The following is a 16,345-nucleotide window of genomic DNA, read 5'->3' on the forward strand; positions in this document are numbered from 1 at the left end:
AGCCCTTCCGCGGCCGAGCCGAGCACCCAGCCATGACATCCATCGTTCGGCGGGAATCTCAGAGGAACCTCAGAGCACCCGTGCGAGCATCGAGGCATGACAGGCGACCAGGACCGGGCGTTGTTGCTGGTCGAGGACGACGCCAAGCTGGCGGCGCTGCTGGACCGGCTGTTCACCGGCGAGGGTTACGCGGTCGACGTCGCCCACGACGGCCAGGCCGGCCTGCACCGCGCGCTGACCAGCCCGTACGCCGTCATGGTCATCGACCGCGGGCTGCCCGCCATCGAGGGCGTCGACCTCGTCCGCAAGCTGCGCGCGCAGGGCGTCGCGACGCCGATCCTGGTGCTGACGGCGCGCGGCACCACCGAGGACCGGGTCGAGGGCCTCGACGCCGGCGCCGAGGACTACGTCGTCAAGCCGTTCGAAATCGACGAGTTGCTGGCCCGGCTGCGCGCGCTGCTGCGCCGGCACACCGACACGTCGACGCGGCTGGACCTCGGCGAGCGCTACCTCGACGTCACCGCGCGGCGGGTGCTCGGCGGCGGGGCCGGGCCGATCGAGCTGTCCGGCCGCGAGAACGAGCTGCTGCAGCTGTTCGCCGCCCACCCGGCGCAGGTGTTCACCCGCGACGAGCTGCGCCGGCTGGTGTTCCAGGACGCCGACAGCCCCGGCGCCGTCGACACGTACGTCTACTACCTGCGCCGCAAACTCGGCCGGGACGTCATCCGCACCGTCCACGGCCTCGGCTACCGCATGGGGTCCGCGTGAGCCCGCGCCGGGGCGGCGCCGCACACCGTCCGCCGTCCGCACCGGCCGACCGGCGGCTGCTGCGCCGGGCGTCGCTGGTCGTCGCCGCGCAGACGGCCGTCGCGGTCGCGCTGGTCATCGGCGTGCTCGTCGCCCTGGTCTACTCCATCAGCGGGCAGGAGCGGATCTCGGCCACCGACCACAAGCTGCAGTCGAAGCTCGCCGACTCGGCTCCGGGCGAGACGATCGTCGACGGCACGCCGGAGGGCTGCTCGGACGACGAGGTCCGGGCCGCCGTCGACGCGAGAGGGGCCGGCACGCACCGGTTCGAGGTGTGTGACACCCCGTTCCTCGCCCACGTCGAAGAGACCGGCGGCGACCGCGTCGCCGCGGCGACCAACTTCACCGAACAGCAGGAGGAGACCGAGCGGCTGGCCCGGCTGTCGATCCTGGTCGGCGCCGTCGGCGTGCTGGCCGCGGCCGGACTGGGCTGGCTGGTGGCGCGGCGCGCCGTCCGCCCGCTCGGTGACGCGCTGACGTCGCAGCGCCGTTTCGTCGCCGAGGCCAGCCACGAGCTGCGCACCCCGCTGGCGATCCTGCACACCCGCGCCCAGCTGCTGCAACGCCGTCCCGTCGGCGACGACGACCAGCGGCAGGAGATCGACCAGCTGGTCGACGACGCCCGCGTGCTCAACGACATCGTCAACGACCTGCTGCTGTCGGCGGAGATGCAGTTCCGTCCCGAGTCGCGGCAGCCGGTCGACCTCGCCCGGGTCGCGACGGAGGTCAAGGACTCGTTCTCCGCCACCGCCGACGACGCCGGCGTCGACCTCGTCGTCGACAGCGACCCCGCCGAGTCGCACGTCGTCACCGGCGTGCCGAGCGCGCTGCGCCGGGCCGTCGCCGCCCTCGTCGACAACTCGATGGACCACGTCGCCCGCGGCGGCACCATCACGCTCGGGCTGTCCGGGTCCGGCGGCACCGTCCGCATCAGCGTCATCGACGACGGCGACGGCCTCGACCCCGAGCTGGCCGCCCAGCTCACGCAGCGGTTCCGCCGCGGCTCCGGCGGCAACGGGCACCATCCGCGGCTCGGTCTCGGGCTGGCCCTGGTGGACGAGATCGTGCACGCCCACGACGGCACCCTCGCGATCGACGGACGCCCCGGCGACGGCGCCACCGTCACCCTCACGTTCCCCGCCGCACCCTGAATCGGGCATTCCGGATGAACCCCCCATGCGTAGAGAGATCCGTCATCTCCCGGTAGGTTGCGCTTGGCTGCGGAACCTGGATTTCGACGGAGCCGTTATCGCAGCAGCGACGTCACAGCTGTGACGCCTCGGCCGGGCACGGCCGCGATCACCAGAAGGGTGCCCCTTTGATGACCACGGCCATGGAGACTCCGGCTGCGCGCGGAACCGCCCGCGACCGGCACGTCAGCACGTACGCCGAGCTGTCCAAACTCATCCAGGCGGCCGGGCTGCTGAAACGCCGGTACGCGTTCTACTGGTCGCTCATGCTCGGCACCGTCGCCGCGTTCGCCGGCATCTGGGTCGGCTTCGCCATGCTCGGCGACTCCTGGTACCAGCTGCTGCTCGCCGCGGCCCTCGCCGTCGTGCTGGCCCAGTTCGGCTTCATCGGGCACGAAGGCTCGCACCGCCAGATCTTCGCCTCGCACCGCTGGAACGAGTGGACCGGTCGCATCATCTCGGGCCTGTTCACCGGGTTGAGCTACAGCTGGTGGATGCGCAAGCACACCCGCCACCACCTCAACCCGAACAAGGAGGGCGCCGACCCCGACATCGCGCCGGGCGTCCTCGCGTTCTCCCCCGCGGCGCTCGCGGTGCGCGGCCCGGTCGGGCGCTGGTTCGCGAACCGCCAGGGCTGGTTCTTCTTCCCGCTGCTGCTGCTCGAAGGCCTCGCGCTGCACGTGGCCAGCATCCAGAACATCGCCCGGCGCGAGCGCCTCGAGCACCGCTGGGTCGAGATCCTGTTCGTCACCGTCCGGCTCGGCGGCTACCTGGCGGCGCTGTTCATCGTGCTGCCGCCCGGCAAGGCCATCGCGTTCTTCTGCGTCCAGATGGGGCTGTTCGGCGTGCTCCTCGGCGGCGCGTTCGCCCCGAACCACAAGGGCATGCCGATCGTCCCCGCGTCCATGAAGATCGACTTCCTGCGGCGGCAGACGCTGATGTCGCGCAACATCAAGGGCGGCCCCGTCGTCGACCTCGCCATGGGCGGCCTCAACTACCAGGTCGAGCACCACCTGTTCCCGAGCATGCCCCGCCCCAACCTGCGCAAGGCGCAGCCGATCGTGCGCGAGTTCTGCGAGCGCCACGGCGTGGCCTACACCGAGACGTCGCTGCTCGGCTCCTACAAGATCGTCGTCCAGTACCTCAACGACGTCGGCCTGAAGGCGCGCGACCCGTTCGAGTGTCCCCTCACGGCCCAATACCGGACCTAGTCGACCCAGTGGTTGTCGTGGCGTAGGTAGAACTCCGCGCGCTCCTCGTCGCTGAGCTCCAGCCCCTTCGACACCGCGGCCAGCGTCTCGAAGTAGTCCTCGCGCGGCGCGCCCGGCGTGAACATCAGCAGCATCGACGCCGGCTCGCCGAGGACGTTCTTGAAGCCGTGCACGCCGCCCGGCGGCACGTGCAGGAAGTCGCCCGGGCCGGCCTCGACCCAGCCGGTGCCGTCGTAGAGGCTGACCGCGCCGGTGAGCACGTAGAACGACTCGGTGATGGTGCGGTGGAAGTGCGGCCCCGGCCCCGACTGGCCGGGGCCGAAGGTCCACCGGTAGAGCCCGAAGTCGCCGCCCGTGGAGGCGCCGGTGGCCAGGTAGTCGACCGTCACACCGGACGCGTACGTCACCTCCGGCGGCTCGTCGACACGGCGCAATCGCACGTCCACCTCGCCGTTCGCACCGTCGTAGCGGCTGGGCGGATAGGGCGGGAGACTCATCGCGTTCCTCCGATCGCAGCAGAACCCGGTTGGTGGCCGGGCATCCGATAAGGCACACTAGGCACCGACGGGACGACATGACACGTCCCCGAGGTCGAGTGCGTAGCGCCGTTGCCGGCGCAGGTTCCCGCTTCCCGATGAGCGGGCGTCCCCATCGTGACCGGCCACTCCCTCTACGTCCTGGAAGGACGTCCGTGCCCACCGACACCCGCACCTCGCGGGGCGACGGCGCTCGTCGCCGCCCCCGCAACCGCAACCGCCGCCCGGCCGCGCCGGCCGGCACCCACAACCGCGTCGCGCCCGACACCACGGTCGTGGCCGCACCGGTCGCCGTCACCGACGACCGCTCGTTCGCCGAGCTCGGCGTGCCCGCCGCCATCGTCGCGGCCCTCGCCGCCGACGGCGTCACCAGCCCGTTCCCGATCCAGGCGGCCACGCTGCCCGACACCCTCGCCGGCCTCGACGTGCTCGGCCGCGGCCAGACCGGGTCGGGCAAGACCATCGCGTTCTCCGTGCCCACGGTCGCCCGGCTGATCGCCTCCGGCACCCCGCGGCAGCCCCGGCGTCCGCGTGCGCTGGTGCTCGTCCCGACCCGCGAGCTGGCCAGCCAGGTCGCCGCCACCGTCGCACCGCTGGCCACGGCCACCGGGCTGCGCGTCGCCGTCGTCTTCGGCGGGGTCGGGCAGGGGCCGCAGGTGAAGGCGCTGAAGAACGGCGTCGACCTCCTCATCGCCTGCCCCGGGCGGCTGGAAGACCTCATCGGCCAGGGCCACTGCGACCTCGGCGCCGTCGAGGTGACGGTGCTCGACGAAGCCGACCACATGGCCGACCTCGGGTTCCTCCCCGCGGTCCGGCGGCTGCTCGACGCCACGCCGCGCGGCGGCCAGCGGCTGCTGTTCTCGGCGACGCTCGACAACGGCGTCGACGCGCTGGTCCGCCGCTACCTCACCAACCCCGTGCTGCACTCGACGGCGCCTGCCGTCGCGCCGGTCTCGACGATGGCGCACCACGTCCTCGCGGTCGAGACGGCCGACAAGGGCCAGGTGGTGCGCGAACTGGCGTCGGGGCAGGGCCGCACGCTGCTGTTCGCCCGCACCAAGCACGGCGCCAAGAAGCTGGCGAAGGTGCTCACCGCGGCCGGCATCCCCGCCGTCGACCTGCACGGCAACCTCAGCCAGAACGCCCGCAAGCGCAACCTCGCCGCGTTCTCCGAGGGGACGACGCGCGTGCTGGTCGCCACCGACATCGCCGCCCGCGGCATCCACGTCGACGACATCGGCCTGGTCGTCCACGTCGACCCGCCGGCCGAGCACAAGGCGTACCTGCACCGGTCCGGCCGCACGGCGCGGGCCGGGGCCGGCGGCAGCGTCGTCACGGTCATGACGCACGACCAGACCGGCGACGTGCGCACGCTGACTCGCCAGGCCGGCATCACGCCGACGATCACCCGGGTCGGCCCGGGCCACCCGGCGATCGCTGAGCTCACCGGGCCGGCCGCCCCGCTGGTCGCGCCCGCGAAGCCGACACCGGCCGCTACGGCGGACGAGCCGGCCCGCGGACCGGGCGGCGGTCAGGCCGGACGGGGACGGCCGCGTCGCCGCCGGGGCGGCGGTTCCGGCCAGGGCGACGGCTCGGGGCGGGGCCGGGACGGCGCCGCGGCCGAGTCGAACGTCACCACGGCCAAGACCGGCACGTCGGCGACCACGACGCCCAACCGGCGCGGCCGCGGGCGGGGCGGGCGAGGTCGCGGCGGCGCCACGTCCACCTCCGCCGACTCCTTCTCGGCCTCGTTGCGACGACGCTGACGGCACCGGCGGCGCGGACTACTTCTTCGCGCCGCCGGTGAACGGCGCCTCACCGGGCTTCGACGCCCGGAACCGCAGCGCCGACCACACGTCGTCGATGGCGACCTGCCCGTTCGGCCGCAGCCCGAACTCGACGGCGATCGGCCAGAGCGTGTCGCGGTTGATGTTCGCCCGCCCGCCCTTCGGGTAGGCGATCCAGACCACCGGCGGCGCCGTCACGGTGTCGCGGTGCGCCGTGAGCACGCTGCGCGCCGACGCCGCGTCGTCGGCGAAGACGACCGCCACGCCGGCCTCGGCCGGTCCGTCGACGACGGTGACGCCGGCCGGCAGCGGGTCGAGCAGGTCGTGCCGGTCCGGGTGCGACACCCACACCGACGTGCCCGGCTTGACCAGCAGCTTCTCGGCGACGGTCTTGGTGCTCATCGGGGTTCTCCGCTTCTGCCGCGACGCGGCACTCGTGCACTGTCTCGGAACTCCTCCAGCATCGTACCGACAAATAATTTTGTCAAGGACCGCTTGCTTGTCGGTGGCGCACACCACTTGACAGCGCGATGTCGCGGGTGTTTCTTTATGACTAACTTTAGTCCCGAAGGAAGTGCCGATGCCCGTTCCCCGCGGCGACCTCACCCGCTCGGCCGTGCTGGCCGCGCTGGGTACGTCCGGCCCGCTGAGCAGGACCGACATCGCCCGCACGCTGGGTGTCAGCCCGGCCACCGTGACCCAGATCGTCAAGGACCTGGTGGCCCGCGGCCTGGTCGCGGAGGTCGAGCACCGGCCGTCCCGCGGCGGCCGTCCCGCGGTGTTGCTGGGGCTGGTCGGCTCGGCCGGGCGAGCGCTGGGCGCCAAGGTCGCGGCCGACCACGTCGCCGTCGTCGACGTCGAGCTCGACGGCCGGGTGCGGCAGTCGTGGGAGTGGCCGTTCGACGCGATGGCGGCCGACGCGCCGGACCGGCTGGTCGACCTGCTGCGGCCGCTGGTCGAGGCGCCCGCGGGCGACGATGCGCCCATCCTGGGCATCGGCATCGGCGTTCCCGGCTCCGTCAACGACCAGGAGGCGGGCGCCGTCGACGCGCCCACGCTGGGCTGGCGCCGTCTCGGCCTCGGCGCCCGGCTGCGCGCCGCGCTTCCCGTCCCCGTCCTCGTCGAGAACGACGTCAACGCGCTGGCCGTCGCCGAGCGGCTGTACGGCCGCGGCCGCGACCACCGGAACTTCCTCGTCGTGACGATCGGCCGCGGCGTCGGCGCCGGGCTGGTCGTCGACGGCAGCGTGTATCGCGGCGCGGGCGGCGGCGCCGGCGAGTTCGGCCACTTCCCCGTCCAGCCCGGCGGCCCGCGCTGCTCGTGCGGCAACACCGGCTGCCTGGAGGCGTCGGTCGGTCACGACGCTCTGCTGCGCGCGGCGCGGGAGGCCGGCCTCGACGCGCCGGACGCGACGATCTTCGCGGCGGCCGGCGAGCTGTTCGGCCGCGGCGTCGCCGGCCTGATCAACGTCATGGACCCCGAGGTCGTCATCGTGCTCGGCGAGGGCACCCGGGCGTGGGAGCACTGGCGGCCGGGGTTCGAGCCGAGCCTGCGCGCGCACCTCATGCCGTCGCGCCGCGGCGTGCCCGTCGTCGTCGAGTCCTGGGACGACACCTCGTGGGCGCTGGGCGCGGCCGCGCTCGTCCTCGCCACCCCGTACGACGCGGCCGGCGCGACCGGCGGTCAGGGCGAGCTGGTGCGGGCCCGGCTCGGCGGCGCGCTCTCCGGAGACCTGCCGTGAACAGGGGGACACCGGTCCGCCGCCGGCACCGCAACACCCTGCGCCACGGCGGCAACCGGCTGCGCTATGCCGGCGTCGTCGCGCTGTTCCTGGCCCCCAGCCTGATCCCGCTGACGCTGTTCACGCTGGTCCCGATGGTCAGCTCGCTGTGGGTGGCGCTGCACGACTGGAACCTCATCACGCCGATGGAGTTCGTCGGGCTGGCCAACTTCCGCGAGCTGCTCGCCGACGGCGACACGTGGGCGGCGTTCGGGCACACGCTCGGCTACATCGCCGGGTACCTGCCGCTGGTCTACCTCCTCGGCCTCGGGGCCGCCCTCGCCCTCAACACCGCGCTCAGAGGCCGCAACGTGTTCCGGGCGGCCTACTTCCTGCCGGTCGTCACCAGCTGGGTGGTCGTGGCGCTGCTCTGGCGCTGGCTGCTGAGCCCGTCGAACGGGCTGGTCAACCACCTGCTCGGGCTGGTCGGCATCGACGGTCCCGGCTGGTGGACCGACCCCACGTGGGCGATGCCGTCGGTGATCCTCGCGTCGGCGTGGAAGGACCTCGGCTTCGTCATGATCATCCTGCTGGCCGGGCTGCAGGCGATCCCCGGCGAGCTGTACGACGCGGCCCGGGTCGACGGCGCCAGCGCGTGGCAGCGGTTCCGCCACGTGACGCTGCCGCTGCTGTCGCCGTCGACCTTCTTCGTGGTGGTGATCTCGCTGATCAACGGCTTCCAGGTGTTCGACCAGGTGTACGTGATGACCGGCGGCGGGCCGGCCGGGTCGACCGAGGTCGTCGTCCAGCAGATCTACGACCTCACCTTCCGGTACGGCCGGGCCGGCGACGCGTCGGCGCTGTCGTGGCTGCTGTTCGTGGTGGTGCTGGTGGTCACGGTGGTCCAGGTCCGCGGCCAGCGCAGGTGGGTGACGTATGCGTAGGGCGTTGCTGTACGCGGGCGTCGCCGTCGGCGCGCTCGTCATGCTGTTCCCGTTCGCGTGGACGGTGATCACGTCCATCACGCCGGGGGCCGGGCTGGGCGCCCCGGACATCATCCCGGACGAGCCGGGACTGGACGCGTACCGCACGCTGCTGGACGCGATGCCGTTCTGGCGGATCCTGGCGAACAGCCTGTGGATCGCCGTCGCGTCGACGTTGCTGCAGCTCATCACCAGCGCGATGGCCGCCTACGCGTTCGCCCGGCTGGACTTCCCCGGCCGCAACGCGCTGTTCCTCGTGTACCTCGCGACGCTGATGGTGCCGATGCAGGTGCTCGTCGTCCCGCTGTTCATCGAGATGCGCGAGCTGAACCTCGTCGACACCTACGCCGCGCTGCTGGCGCCGTCCATCGCGTCGGCGTTCGGCGTGTTCCTGCTGCGTCAGGCGGTCGCGCAGGTCCCGATCGAGCTGGACGAGGCGGCGACGATCGACGGCGCCGGGCACTTGCGCATCTTCGTCTCCGTCGTCTGGCCGCTGATCCGCCCGGCGCTGGCCACGTTCGCCGTCCTCGCGTTCATGTCGAGCTGGAACAGCTTCCTGTGGCCGCTGGTCGTCATCCGCTCGCCGGAGCTGATGACGCTGCCGCTCGGCCTGTCCACCCTGCACGGCCAGTTCACCACCGAGTGGGACGTGGTGATGGCCGGCTCCGTCATCAGCATCATCCCGATCGCCGTGCTCTACCTCGCGGCGCAGACGTACGTCATCCAAGGCGTGGCCCGCTCCGGGCTCAAGTGAATGGAGTTCCCCATGACTCACCCGATCCGGCTCGGCGCGGTGGCCGCGGCGGCCGCGCTGCTGGCACTGTCGGCCTGCTCGCAGGGTTCGGCCACCCGCTCCGACGGCGGCGAGGACGGCGAGGTCGTCGTCCGGTACCACGAGTTCTCGTCCAACGGCGGCAACGAGGCGAACCTCGACGCCATCGTCACGGCGTTCGAGGAGGAGAACCCCGGCATCGACGTCCAGGTCGAGACGACACCGTATGCCGACTACTTCACCAAGCTGCAGACGGCGGTCGCCGGCGGCACCGAGGCCGACGCGTTCGAGCTGAACTACGAGAACTTCGTCACCTACGCCGAGAGCGGCGCGCTCGCGGAGCTCTCCGTGGACGGCGACGCCTACACGACGTCGCTGCTGGAGGCGTTCCAGCACGACGGCGCCCAGGTCGGCCTGCCCGAGTCGTTCAGCGACGTCGTCCTCTTCTACAACAAGGACCTGTTCGCGGCGGCCGGCGTGCCGGAGCCGACGGCGGACTGGACGTGGGAGGACGAGCGGGCCGCGGCCCAGGCACTGACGGACACCGCGGCCGGCGTCTGGGGCGACTACCAGCCGGCCACGTTCCACGAGTTCTACAAGGCGCTGGCGCAGGCCGGTGGCCAGTTCCTCACCGACGACGGCAGCGCGACGGCGTTCAACAGCCCCGAGGGCATCGCCGCGGCGACCTGGCTGGCCGAGAAGTCCGGCACCGTCATGCCGACCGAGGCCGAGGGCGCCGGCACGCCGGACTTCGACTCGACGCTGTTCCGTGACGGCAAGCTGGCCATGTGGCACAGCGGCATCTGGATGTTCGGCCCGCTGGCCGACGTCCCGTTCGAGTGGGACGTCGTCGTCGAGCCGGGCAACACCGACAAGGCCAGCGCCATGTTCACCAACGGCGTCGTGGTCAGCGCGAACAGCGAGCACCCCGAGGAGGCGCAGGCCTGGCTGGAGTTCCTGACCGCGTCCGACACCACCGTCGACACCCGGCTGAACGCGGGCTGGGAGCTCCCGCCGATCGCCGACCAGGACAAGCTGGCGCCGTACCTCGAGCAGACCCCGCCGGCGAACCGTCAGGCCGTCTTCGACGCGCTGGACGCGACCGTGCTGCCGCCGGTGATCGTCCGCCAGCAGGAGATGCAGGACGCCGTCACCGAGGAGCTGGGCAACGCCGCGGCCGGCCGCAAGTCCGTCGAGCAGGCCGTCGCCGACGCCGCCGCGAGGGTGGACGAGCTGCTGTGACGGACGACCTGCGCGCGCTCGCCGAGGCCAGCCACCGGGTCATCGCGACCCACCAGGCCCCGTCCGGCGCGTATCCGGCCAGCCCGACGTTCAGCGCGTACCGCGGCTACAGCTGGTTCCGCGACGGCGCGTTCATCGCCGAGGGCGCCAGCCGCTACGGCGACGCCGACGGCCCGGCGGCGTTCCACCGCTGGTGCGCCGACGTGCTGGTCAAGCGGTCCGACCAGGTCGACGCGCTGGTCGCGCGGGCGCTCGTCGGCGAGCGCATCCCCGTCGCCGACATGCTGCCGACGCGGTACACGATCGACGGCGGCGTCGGGAACGACCCGTGGTGGGACTTCCAGCTCGACGGTTACGGCACCTGGCTGTGGGCGCTGGCCGCGCACGCCGACCGGCACGGTCCGGTCGACGGCGTGGACGGCGGCGTGGCGACGGCGGTCCGGTACCTCACGACGTTCTGGGCCCGGCCCTGCTACGACTGGTGGGAGGAGCACGTCGACCACCGGCACGTGTCCACGCTGGGCGCGATCCGGGCCGGGCTCGCGGCGGCTGTGTCGCACCCGGCGCTGTCCGCGGCGCTCACGCCGGCCGAGCGCGGGGCCGCGGCTGACGCCGTCGCCGCCATCGATGCGCTGGTGCTGTCGTCGGGCGTCGTGGACGGTCACCTGACGAAGTGGCTGGGTGCGGCCGATGTCGACGCGAGCCTGCTGGCCTGCGTCGCGCCGTTCGGGCTGGCCACCGGTGACCTCGCGCGCGCGACGGTGGCCGCGGTCGAGGACGCGCTGTGCGTCGACGGCGGGGTGCACCGGTACGCGGCCGACACGTTCTACGGCGGCGGGCAGTGGCCGCTGCTGACGGCGTTCCTCGGCTGGAACCAGGCCGCGGCCGGCCGGGTCGAGGACGCCTGGACGTCGCTGCGGTGGGTCGCCGCGCAGGCGACCCCGTCGGGCGAGCTGCCGGAGCAGGTCGGGCACCACCTGCTGGCGCCGGAGCGCGAGCAGGAGTGGATCGACCGCTGGGGCACCGTCGCGACGCCGCTGCTGTGGTCGCACGGCATGTACCTGACGCTGGCCGCGGAGCTCGGCCTGGTGGGGAGGGCCCGATGATCCGGCACCGTCCGTTCGGCTCCGAGCACCCGTACGCCGTCACCGGCGACCAGCGGGTGCCGGCGCTGCCGGTCGACGGCGAGACCTGCGAGCTGCGGGTCCGGGCGTCGGCGTCGGTCGTCTCGGTCGTCTGCGAGTGGTCCGGCCCGTCGGGGGTGGAGACGTGGCCGCTGCTGGCGCCGTCCGCCGGTCCCCTCGCCGGCGACGGCGAGGCCGACGGCGGGCACCTGGCCGCCGCGCAGGCGCGGTCGCTGGCGGACCGGTCGTACTGGTCGGTGACGACGCCGCCGCTAGCCGCCGGGACGACGTACCGGTACCGGTTCGTGGCGACGCTGTCGTCGGGTGCGGCGCGGCGGACGCGGTGGTTCCCGGTGGCGGCGGGCGCGTGGTCGTCGTCCTCGTCGCTGTCCCTGGACGTCGAGGGCGACCGGCTGGTGCCCGGCAGCGTCGAGTGGCTGACCGGCCCGGAGGGGCCGCGGCGGGTCCGGTTCGCGCTGCGACTGGAGCCGGACGAGCGAGTCGTCGGGTTCGGCGAGCGCTACGACGCCGTCGACCAGCGCGGCCGCACCCTCGACGCCGTCGTGTTCGAGCAGTACAAGGCGCAGGGCGCGCACGGGCGGACGTACCTGCCGATGCCGTTCGCGCTGGTGGTCGGCCCGTCGTCGTCGTGGGGGTTCCACATCCGGACGGCCCACCGCAGCTGGTACGACGTCGGCGCGACGACGCCGGACCGCCTGGTCGTCGAGGCCGACCTCGACGGTTCCGACGCGCTGTCCGTCGGGGTCTTCGCCGGGACGCCGGCCGATGTGCTGCGCGGCTTCCTCGCCGAGGCCGGGCAGCCCGAGGAGCTGCCCGACTGGGTGTTCCGGCTCTGGGCCAGCGGCAACGAGTGGGACACGCAGGCCCGGGTCATGGCGGAGCTGGACGCGCACCGTCAGCACGACATCCCCGTCGGCGCGCTGGTCATCGAGGCGTGGAGCGACGAGTCGACGTTCACCGCGTTCCGCGACGCGGTCTATGACGTGAACGAGGACGGCGGGCCGCACCGGCTGGCCGATTTCACCTTCCCCGCCGACGGCGCCTGGCCGGACCCGCGCGGGATGGTGGAGGAGCTGCACTCGCGGGACGTTCGCGTCCTGTTGTGGCAGATCCCGCTGTTGAAGGTGCGGCCGCACCCTCGGGGCCAGCAGGCCGCCGACGTCCGCGCGGCGGTGGCCGGCGGGTTCGTCGTCACCGAGTCGGACGGGCGGCCGTACCGCAACCGCGGCTGGTGGTTCCCGCTGGCGCTGATGCCGGACCTCGCGTCGGAGAAGGCGCGCGAGTGGTGGACGTCGAAGCGCCGGTACCTCGTCGAGGAGCTCGGCATCGACGGCTTCAAGACCGACGGCGGCGAGCACGCGTGGGGACACGATCTGGTGCACGGCTCCGGCCGGGGGCTCGCGGGGAACAACCGGTTCCCGGTCGAGTACGCGCGGGCCTACGGTGACCTGCTGCGGTCGGCGGGCAAGGCGCCGGTGACGTTCAGCCGGGCCGGGTTCACCGGGTCGCAGGCGCACGGCGCGTTCTGGGCCGGCGACGAGGACTCGACGTGGGCCGGGTTCCGCGCGGCCGTGGTCGCCGGGGTGACCGCGGGCGCGTGCGGCATCGTCTACTGGGGCTGGGACCTCGCCGGCTTCTCCGGTGACGTGCCCGACGCCGAGCTGTACCTGCGCGCCGCGGCGGCGTCGGCGTTCATGCCGATCATGCAGTACCACTCGGAGTTCAACCACCACCGGTTGCCGCTGCGCGACCGCACGCCGTGGAACGTCGCCGCGCAGACCGGGGACGAGCGGGTGCTGCCGGTGTTCCGCCGGTTTGCGCACCTGCGCGAGCGCCTGGTGCCGTACCTGTCGTCGTCGGCCGCTTCTGCTGTCGCCGGCGGGGCGCCGCTGATGCGCGGGCTGTTCTTCGACCACCCCGCTGATCCTTCTGCCTGGTCGGTCGTCGACCGCCAGTTCCTGCTGGGTGACGACCTGCTGGTGGCGCCGGTGCTGTCCGCCGGCTCGTCCACCTGGGAGGTGTACCTGCCGGCGGGCTCGTGGGTGGATGTCTGGACCGGTGCGCCGGTCGAGGGCGGGCGGACAGTGACGCGGCCGGTGCCGCTCGACGAGATCCCCGTCTACTGCCGCGCGTCGGCCTGGCCGTCGCTGCGTTCGGCGTTCGCGGACCTCCCGTAATTCGGTCGTCCGGGGTCACCCTCGTGCGGCAGGGTGACCCCATGACGTCCCGCATCTCACACACGAGCATCGACTGCGCCAACGCCTACGAGCTGTCCGAGTGGTGGAAGCAGGTCCTCGGCTACGTCGACATCCCGGACGACCCGAACGAGGCCGGCCACGACGAGTGCATGATCCAGACGGCCGACGGCAGCCACATGGTGCTGTTCATCGAGGTCCCCGAGGGGAAGACGGTCAAGAACCGGGTGCACTTCGACCTGCGGCCGACCGACCGCACCCAGGACGAAGAGATCGAGCGGCTGCGCGCCATCGGCGCCACCGAGGTGGCCGACCTGCGCGGCAAGTACGGCCCCGGCACCGGCTGGGTGACGATGGCCGACCCCGAGGGCAACGAGTTCTGCATTCTCCGCAGCGACGCCCAACTGGCCGCCGCGGCGGCCGCCACCGCCGCCGAGCCCGCCTGACCGCGGCACCGGTCTCCACACCACCTCGTCGCCCCCCGGCCCCGGCCCCGGCCCCGGCCCCGGCCCCGGCCCCGGCCCCGGCGTCAGGCTGCCGCACCACCCCACGTCCGCACCATCACCCCCGCGCCAGCCCTCGCCACGCCAGCCCCCGCAGCGTCGGCCACAGCACAGCCCCACGTTCGCACCATCACCCCCACTGCGCCACACCCCCCGCGGCGCCGGCCGGCCCGCCACCTCACCCCGTCACCCCGCAACACCGCACCATCACGCCGCGCGCCACCCCCACGGCACCGACCAACCCGCCACCCTCACCTCGTCACCCGGCGCGCCACACCCCGCGGCGCGCCGGTCCCACGCCGGCCCGCCACCTCACCCCGCAACACCACCCCACCACCGCGGCGTCGCCTCCGCGCACCACCCCGCGGCGCCGGCCAACCCGCCACCTCACCTCGTCACCCGCAGCACCGCCCCGCCACCGCACCATCACCCCCACGCACCCCACCCCGCGGCGCCGGCCGACCACCGGCCCACTGCCCACCCCCTTCGTCGCCCCGCGGCGCCAACCTGCGCGATCCCCGTCGAACAGCCCCGAAGAGCCGGACATGCCGGGACCAACGGGATGTTCACCCGGGATTCACGCGCCCGACGGCCCGACGGCGGCTGGTGCGCGCCCGGCCCCTGTTGGCTGTGCGGAGTCCCGTACGCCGAAGGAGGGCCGGTGCCGCACGTCCACCACCGCCGGTTGGTCGCCGCGCTCGCGACCGCCGCTGCCGTCGCTGCGATCGGAGCCGCCACGCCGGCCGCCGCGCATCCGTTCGGCCCGCCGCTGTCGGCCCGGTTGGACGTCGACGGCGCGGAGGTGGCGGTCACGTGGACCGCGGCCGAGGACGACTGGGTGAACCTGGGCGAGTTCCTCGGCGCGTTCACCGGCCAGACCGATCAGACCGGCGGCATTGGCGGGCAGCTGACCGGCGCCGACCTGCTGGCCCGCTCGGACAACCTGCCCAGCTACCTGCTCTCGCACTTCGTCGTCGAGCAGGACGGGCGGCCGTGCGAGGGGCAGGTCACGCAGCTGGAGGAGCTGCTGACGCTCGGCGCCGGCATGGTCTACACGTGCCCGCGGCCGGTCGGCACGGTGCAGCTGACGGTCACGACGCTCACCGATATCAACGAGAACTACCGCACGGTCGTCACGTCGGACGACGCGTCGGAGCCGGCGCAGGCGCTGTTCACGAACACGACCGCCACGCAGCAGTGGAGCTTCGACGCGACGACGACCGGCCTCGGCACGGCGCGCGTCGCACTGATGGCGGCCGGCGCGCTCATCCTGGCCGCGCTCGCCGGCATCCTGCTCTGGTGGCGTCGCGGTGCCACCCAGCGCGCGACGGCTCCCGACCCGGTCGGGGCGGCTCGGTGAACTGGCTCTACGAACTCGACAACCGGCTGATCTCGCTCTTCGACAACCCCGGCGTCTGGTGGGCCGGACTGGTCGTGGCCGTCGTGGTGGGCTGTGCGCACGCCGTCGCGCCCGGGCACGGCAAGACGATCGCCGCGGCGTACCTGATCGGCGCGCACGGACGCTACCGCGACGCGCTGCTGCTGGGCGCGATCGTCGCGGGGATGCACACGTTCTCGGTGCTCGTGCTGGCCCTCGGCTGGGTCGGCCTGACCGCGTCCGGCGGCACCGACACGCGGCTGCTGACCTCCTGGCTACAGGTCATCTCCGCCCTCATCGTCCTCGCCGTCGGGGTCGGGCTGCTGCGACGGTACGTGCGCAGCGTGCGGTCGGCGCCGGAGCTCGCCGCTGCCGGGAGTGGGCACGGCCACGGCCACGGCCACGGTCATGGGCACGGCCACGGTCATGGGCACGGGCCGCCGCCCGGCGTGGCGCCGTGGTCGCGCCGTGGTCTGGTCGCGCTCGGCCTGTCCGGCGGCCTGCTGCCGTCACCGTCGGCGTTCCTGATCCTGGTCAGCGGCATCCTCACCGGCCGAACGGCGTACGCGCTGATCCTGGTGCTCTGCTTCGCCATCGGGCTGGCCGGGACGCTGACCGCGGTCGGCCTGCTGGTGATCAAGGGCAGCTCGCTGCTGACCGACTCGGCGCGCCGCTCGTCCCGGCTCACCTTCCTCACCCGCGCCGTGCCACTGGTCGCAGCCCTCGGCGTGACGCTCGGCGGCCTCGTCTACCTCGTGGTCGGCGCGACCGCGGTCTGGTCCGCCTGACCGCGGCCTCAACACCGAACGGCAACCGCTCGCCACAGGATGGTGACGCCGCCCGCGGCCACGGCCCATCCGCTCACTCGGCGGCGAG

At 73.3% G+C, this 16,345-nt stretch carries 15 protein-coding genes; 13 read left to right on the forward strand and 2 right to left on the reverse strand.

Annotation, left to right across the window (positions count from 1 at the left end):
- The first annotated feature begins 96 nt into the window (after positions 1 to 96).
- The 3 genes from BLV02_RS21065 to BLV02_RS21075 all read left to right on the forward strand — a co-directional run bounded on the left by BLV02_RS21065 (position 97) and on the right by BLV02_RS21075 (position 3,208).
- A complete protein-coding gene (locus tag BLV02_RS21065) occupies positions 97 to 768 on the forward strand; it encodes a response regulator transcription factor (RefSeq protein ID WP_069109994.1) in 672 nt (223 codons plus the stop codon).
- Positions 765 to 1,958: a sensor histidine kinase gene (locus tag BLV02_RS21070; RefSeq protein ID WP_069109995.1), complete on the forward strand. Its 1,194-nt coding sequence runs from the start codon at positions 765 to 767 to the stop codon at positions 1,956 to 1,958. The genes BLV02_RS21065 and BLV02_RS21070 overlap by 4 nt, the downstream gene beginning before the upstream one ends.
- 170 nt (positions 1,959 to 2,128) lie before the next feature.
- A complete protein-coding gene (locus BLV02_RS21075; protein ID WP_083288351.1) occupies positions 2,129 to 3,208 on the forward strand; it encodes a fatty acid desaturase family protein in 1,080 nt (359 codons plus the stop codon).
- Here BLV02_RS21075 and BLV02_RS21080 read toward each other — a convergent pair.
- Positions 3,205 to 3,705, reverse strand: coding sequence for a cupin domain-containing protein (locus BLV02_RS21080; protein ID WP_069109997.1), 501 nt, complete (start codon positions 3,703 to 3,705; stop codon positions 3,205 to 3,207). The genes BLV02_RS21075 and BLV02_RS21080 overlap by 4 nt on opposite strands.
- A 77-nt stretch (positions 3,706 to 3,782) precedes the next feature.
- Between BLV02_RS21080 and BLV02_RS21085 the strand changes: the two genes are divergently transcribed.
- Complete coding sequence (locus BLV02_RS21085) at positions 3,783 to 5,510, forward strand: DEAD/DEAH box helicase (protein WP_425432580.1); 1,728 nt, start codon at positions 3,783 to 3,785, stop codon at positions 5,508 to 5,510.
- 18 nt (positions 5,511 to 5,528) lie between these two features.
- On the opposite strand, the gene BLV02_RS21090 is transcribed toward BLV02_RS21085, so the two are convergent.
- Positions 5,529 to 5,933, reverse strand: coding sequence for a hypothetical protein (locus BLV02_RS21090; protein WP_069109998.1), 405 nt, complete (start codon positions 5,931 to 5,933; stop codon positions 5,529 to 5,531).
- Between the two features lie 178 nt (positions 5,934 to 6,111).
- Here BLV02_RS21090 and BLV02_RS21095 point away from each other — a divergent pair, with 178 nt between their 5' ends.
- The 9 genes from BLV02_RS21095 to BLV02_RS21135 all read left to right on the forward strand — a co-directional run bounded on the left by BLV02_RS21095 (position 6,112) and on the right by BLV02_RS21135 (position 16,257).
- Positions 6,112 to 7,272, forward strand: a complete 1,161-nt coding sequence (locus BLV02_RS21095) for an ROK family transcriptional regulator (RefSeq protein ID WP_069109999.1) — start codon at positions 6,112 to 6,114, stop codon at positions 7,270 to 7,272.
- A gap of 59 nt (positions 7,273 to 7,331) precedes the next feature.
- Positions 7,332 to 8,195 (forward strand): ABC transporter permease subunit, encoded by an 864-nt coding sequence (locus BLV02_RS21100; RefSeq protein ID WP_069110271.1) that lies wholly within the window; start codon positions 7,332 to 7,334, stop codon positions 8,193 to 8,195.
- A complete protein-coding gene (locus BLV02_RS21105; protein WP_069110000.1) occupies positions 8,188 to 8,988 on the forward strand; it encodes a carbohydrate ABC transporter permease in 801 nt (266 codons plus the stop codon). Before BLV02_RS21100 ends, BLV02_RS21105 begins: the two co-directional genes overlap by 8 nt.
- Before the next feature lie 12 nt (positions 8,989 to 9,000).
- Entirely contained in the window at positions 9,001 to 10,248 is a 1,248-nt protein-coding gene (locus BLV02_RS21110) for an ABC transporter substrate-binding protein (protein WP_069110272.1), read from the forward strand.
- Positions 10,245 to 11,354, forward strand: a complete 1,110-nt coding sequence (locus BLV02_RS21115) for a glycoside hydrolase family 15 protein (RefSeq protein ID WP_083288354.1) — start codon at positions 10,245 to 10,247, stop codon at positions 11,352 to 11,354. Before BLV02_RS21110 ends, BLV02_RS21115 begins: the two co-directional genes overlap by 4 nt.
- Complete coding sequence (locus BLV02_RS21120; RefSeq protein WP_069110001.1) at positions 11,351 to 13,570, forward strand: glycoside hydrolase family 31 protein; 2,220 nt, start codon at positions 11,351 to 11,353, stop codon at positions 13,568 to 13,570. The genes BLV02_RS21115 and BLV02_RS21120 overlap by 4 nt, the downstream gene beginning before the upstream one ends.
- A gap of 41 nt (positions 13,571 to 13,611) precedes the next feature.
- The gene (locus tag BLV02_RS21125; RefSeq protein ID WP_069110002.1) at positions 13,612 to 14,034 is read left to right on the forward strand and encodes a VOC family protein; all 423 of its coding nucleotides are present in this window, start codon (positions 13,612 to 13,614) and stop codon (positions 14,032 to 14,034) included.
- 718 nt (positions 14,035 to 14,752) lie between these two features.
- On the forward strand, positions 14,753 to 15,451 hold the full coding sequence (locus tag BLV02_RS21130; protein WP_069110003.1) for a hypothetical protein: 699 nt from the start codon (positions 14,753 to 14,755) through the stop codon (positions 15,449 to 15,451).
- A complete protein-coding gene (locus BLV02_RS21135; protein WP_069110004.1) occupies positions 15,448 to 16,257 on the forward strand; it encodes a HoxN/HupN/NixA family nickel/cobalt transporter in 810 nt (269 codons plus the stop codon). The genes BLV02_RS21130 and BLV02_RS21135 overlap by 4 nt, the downstream gene beginning before the upstream one ends.
- Positions 16,258 to 16,345: the final 88 nt, after the last annotated feature.

It is taken from the genome of Jiangella alba (genome assembly GCF_900106035.1).
Classification (GTDB): Bacteria; Actinomycetota; Actinomycetes; order Jiangellales; family Jiangellaceae; genus Jiangella; species Jiangella alba.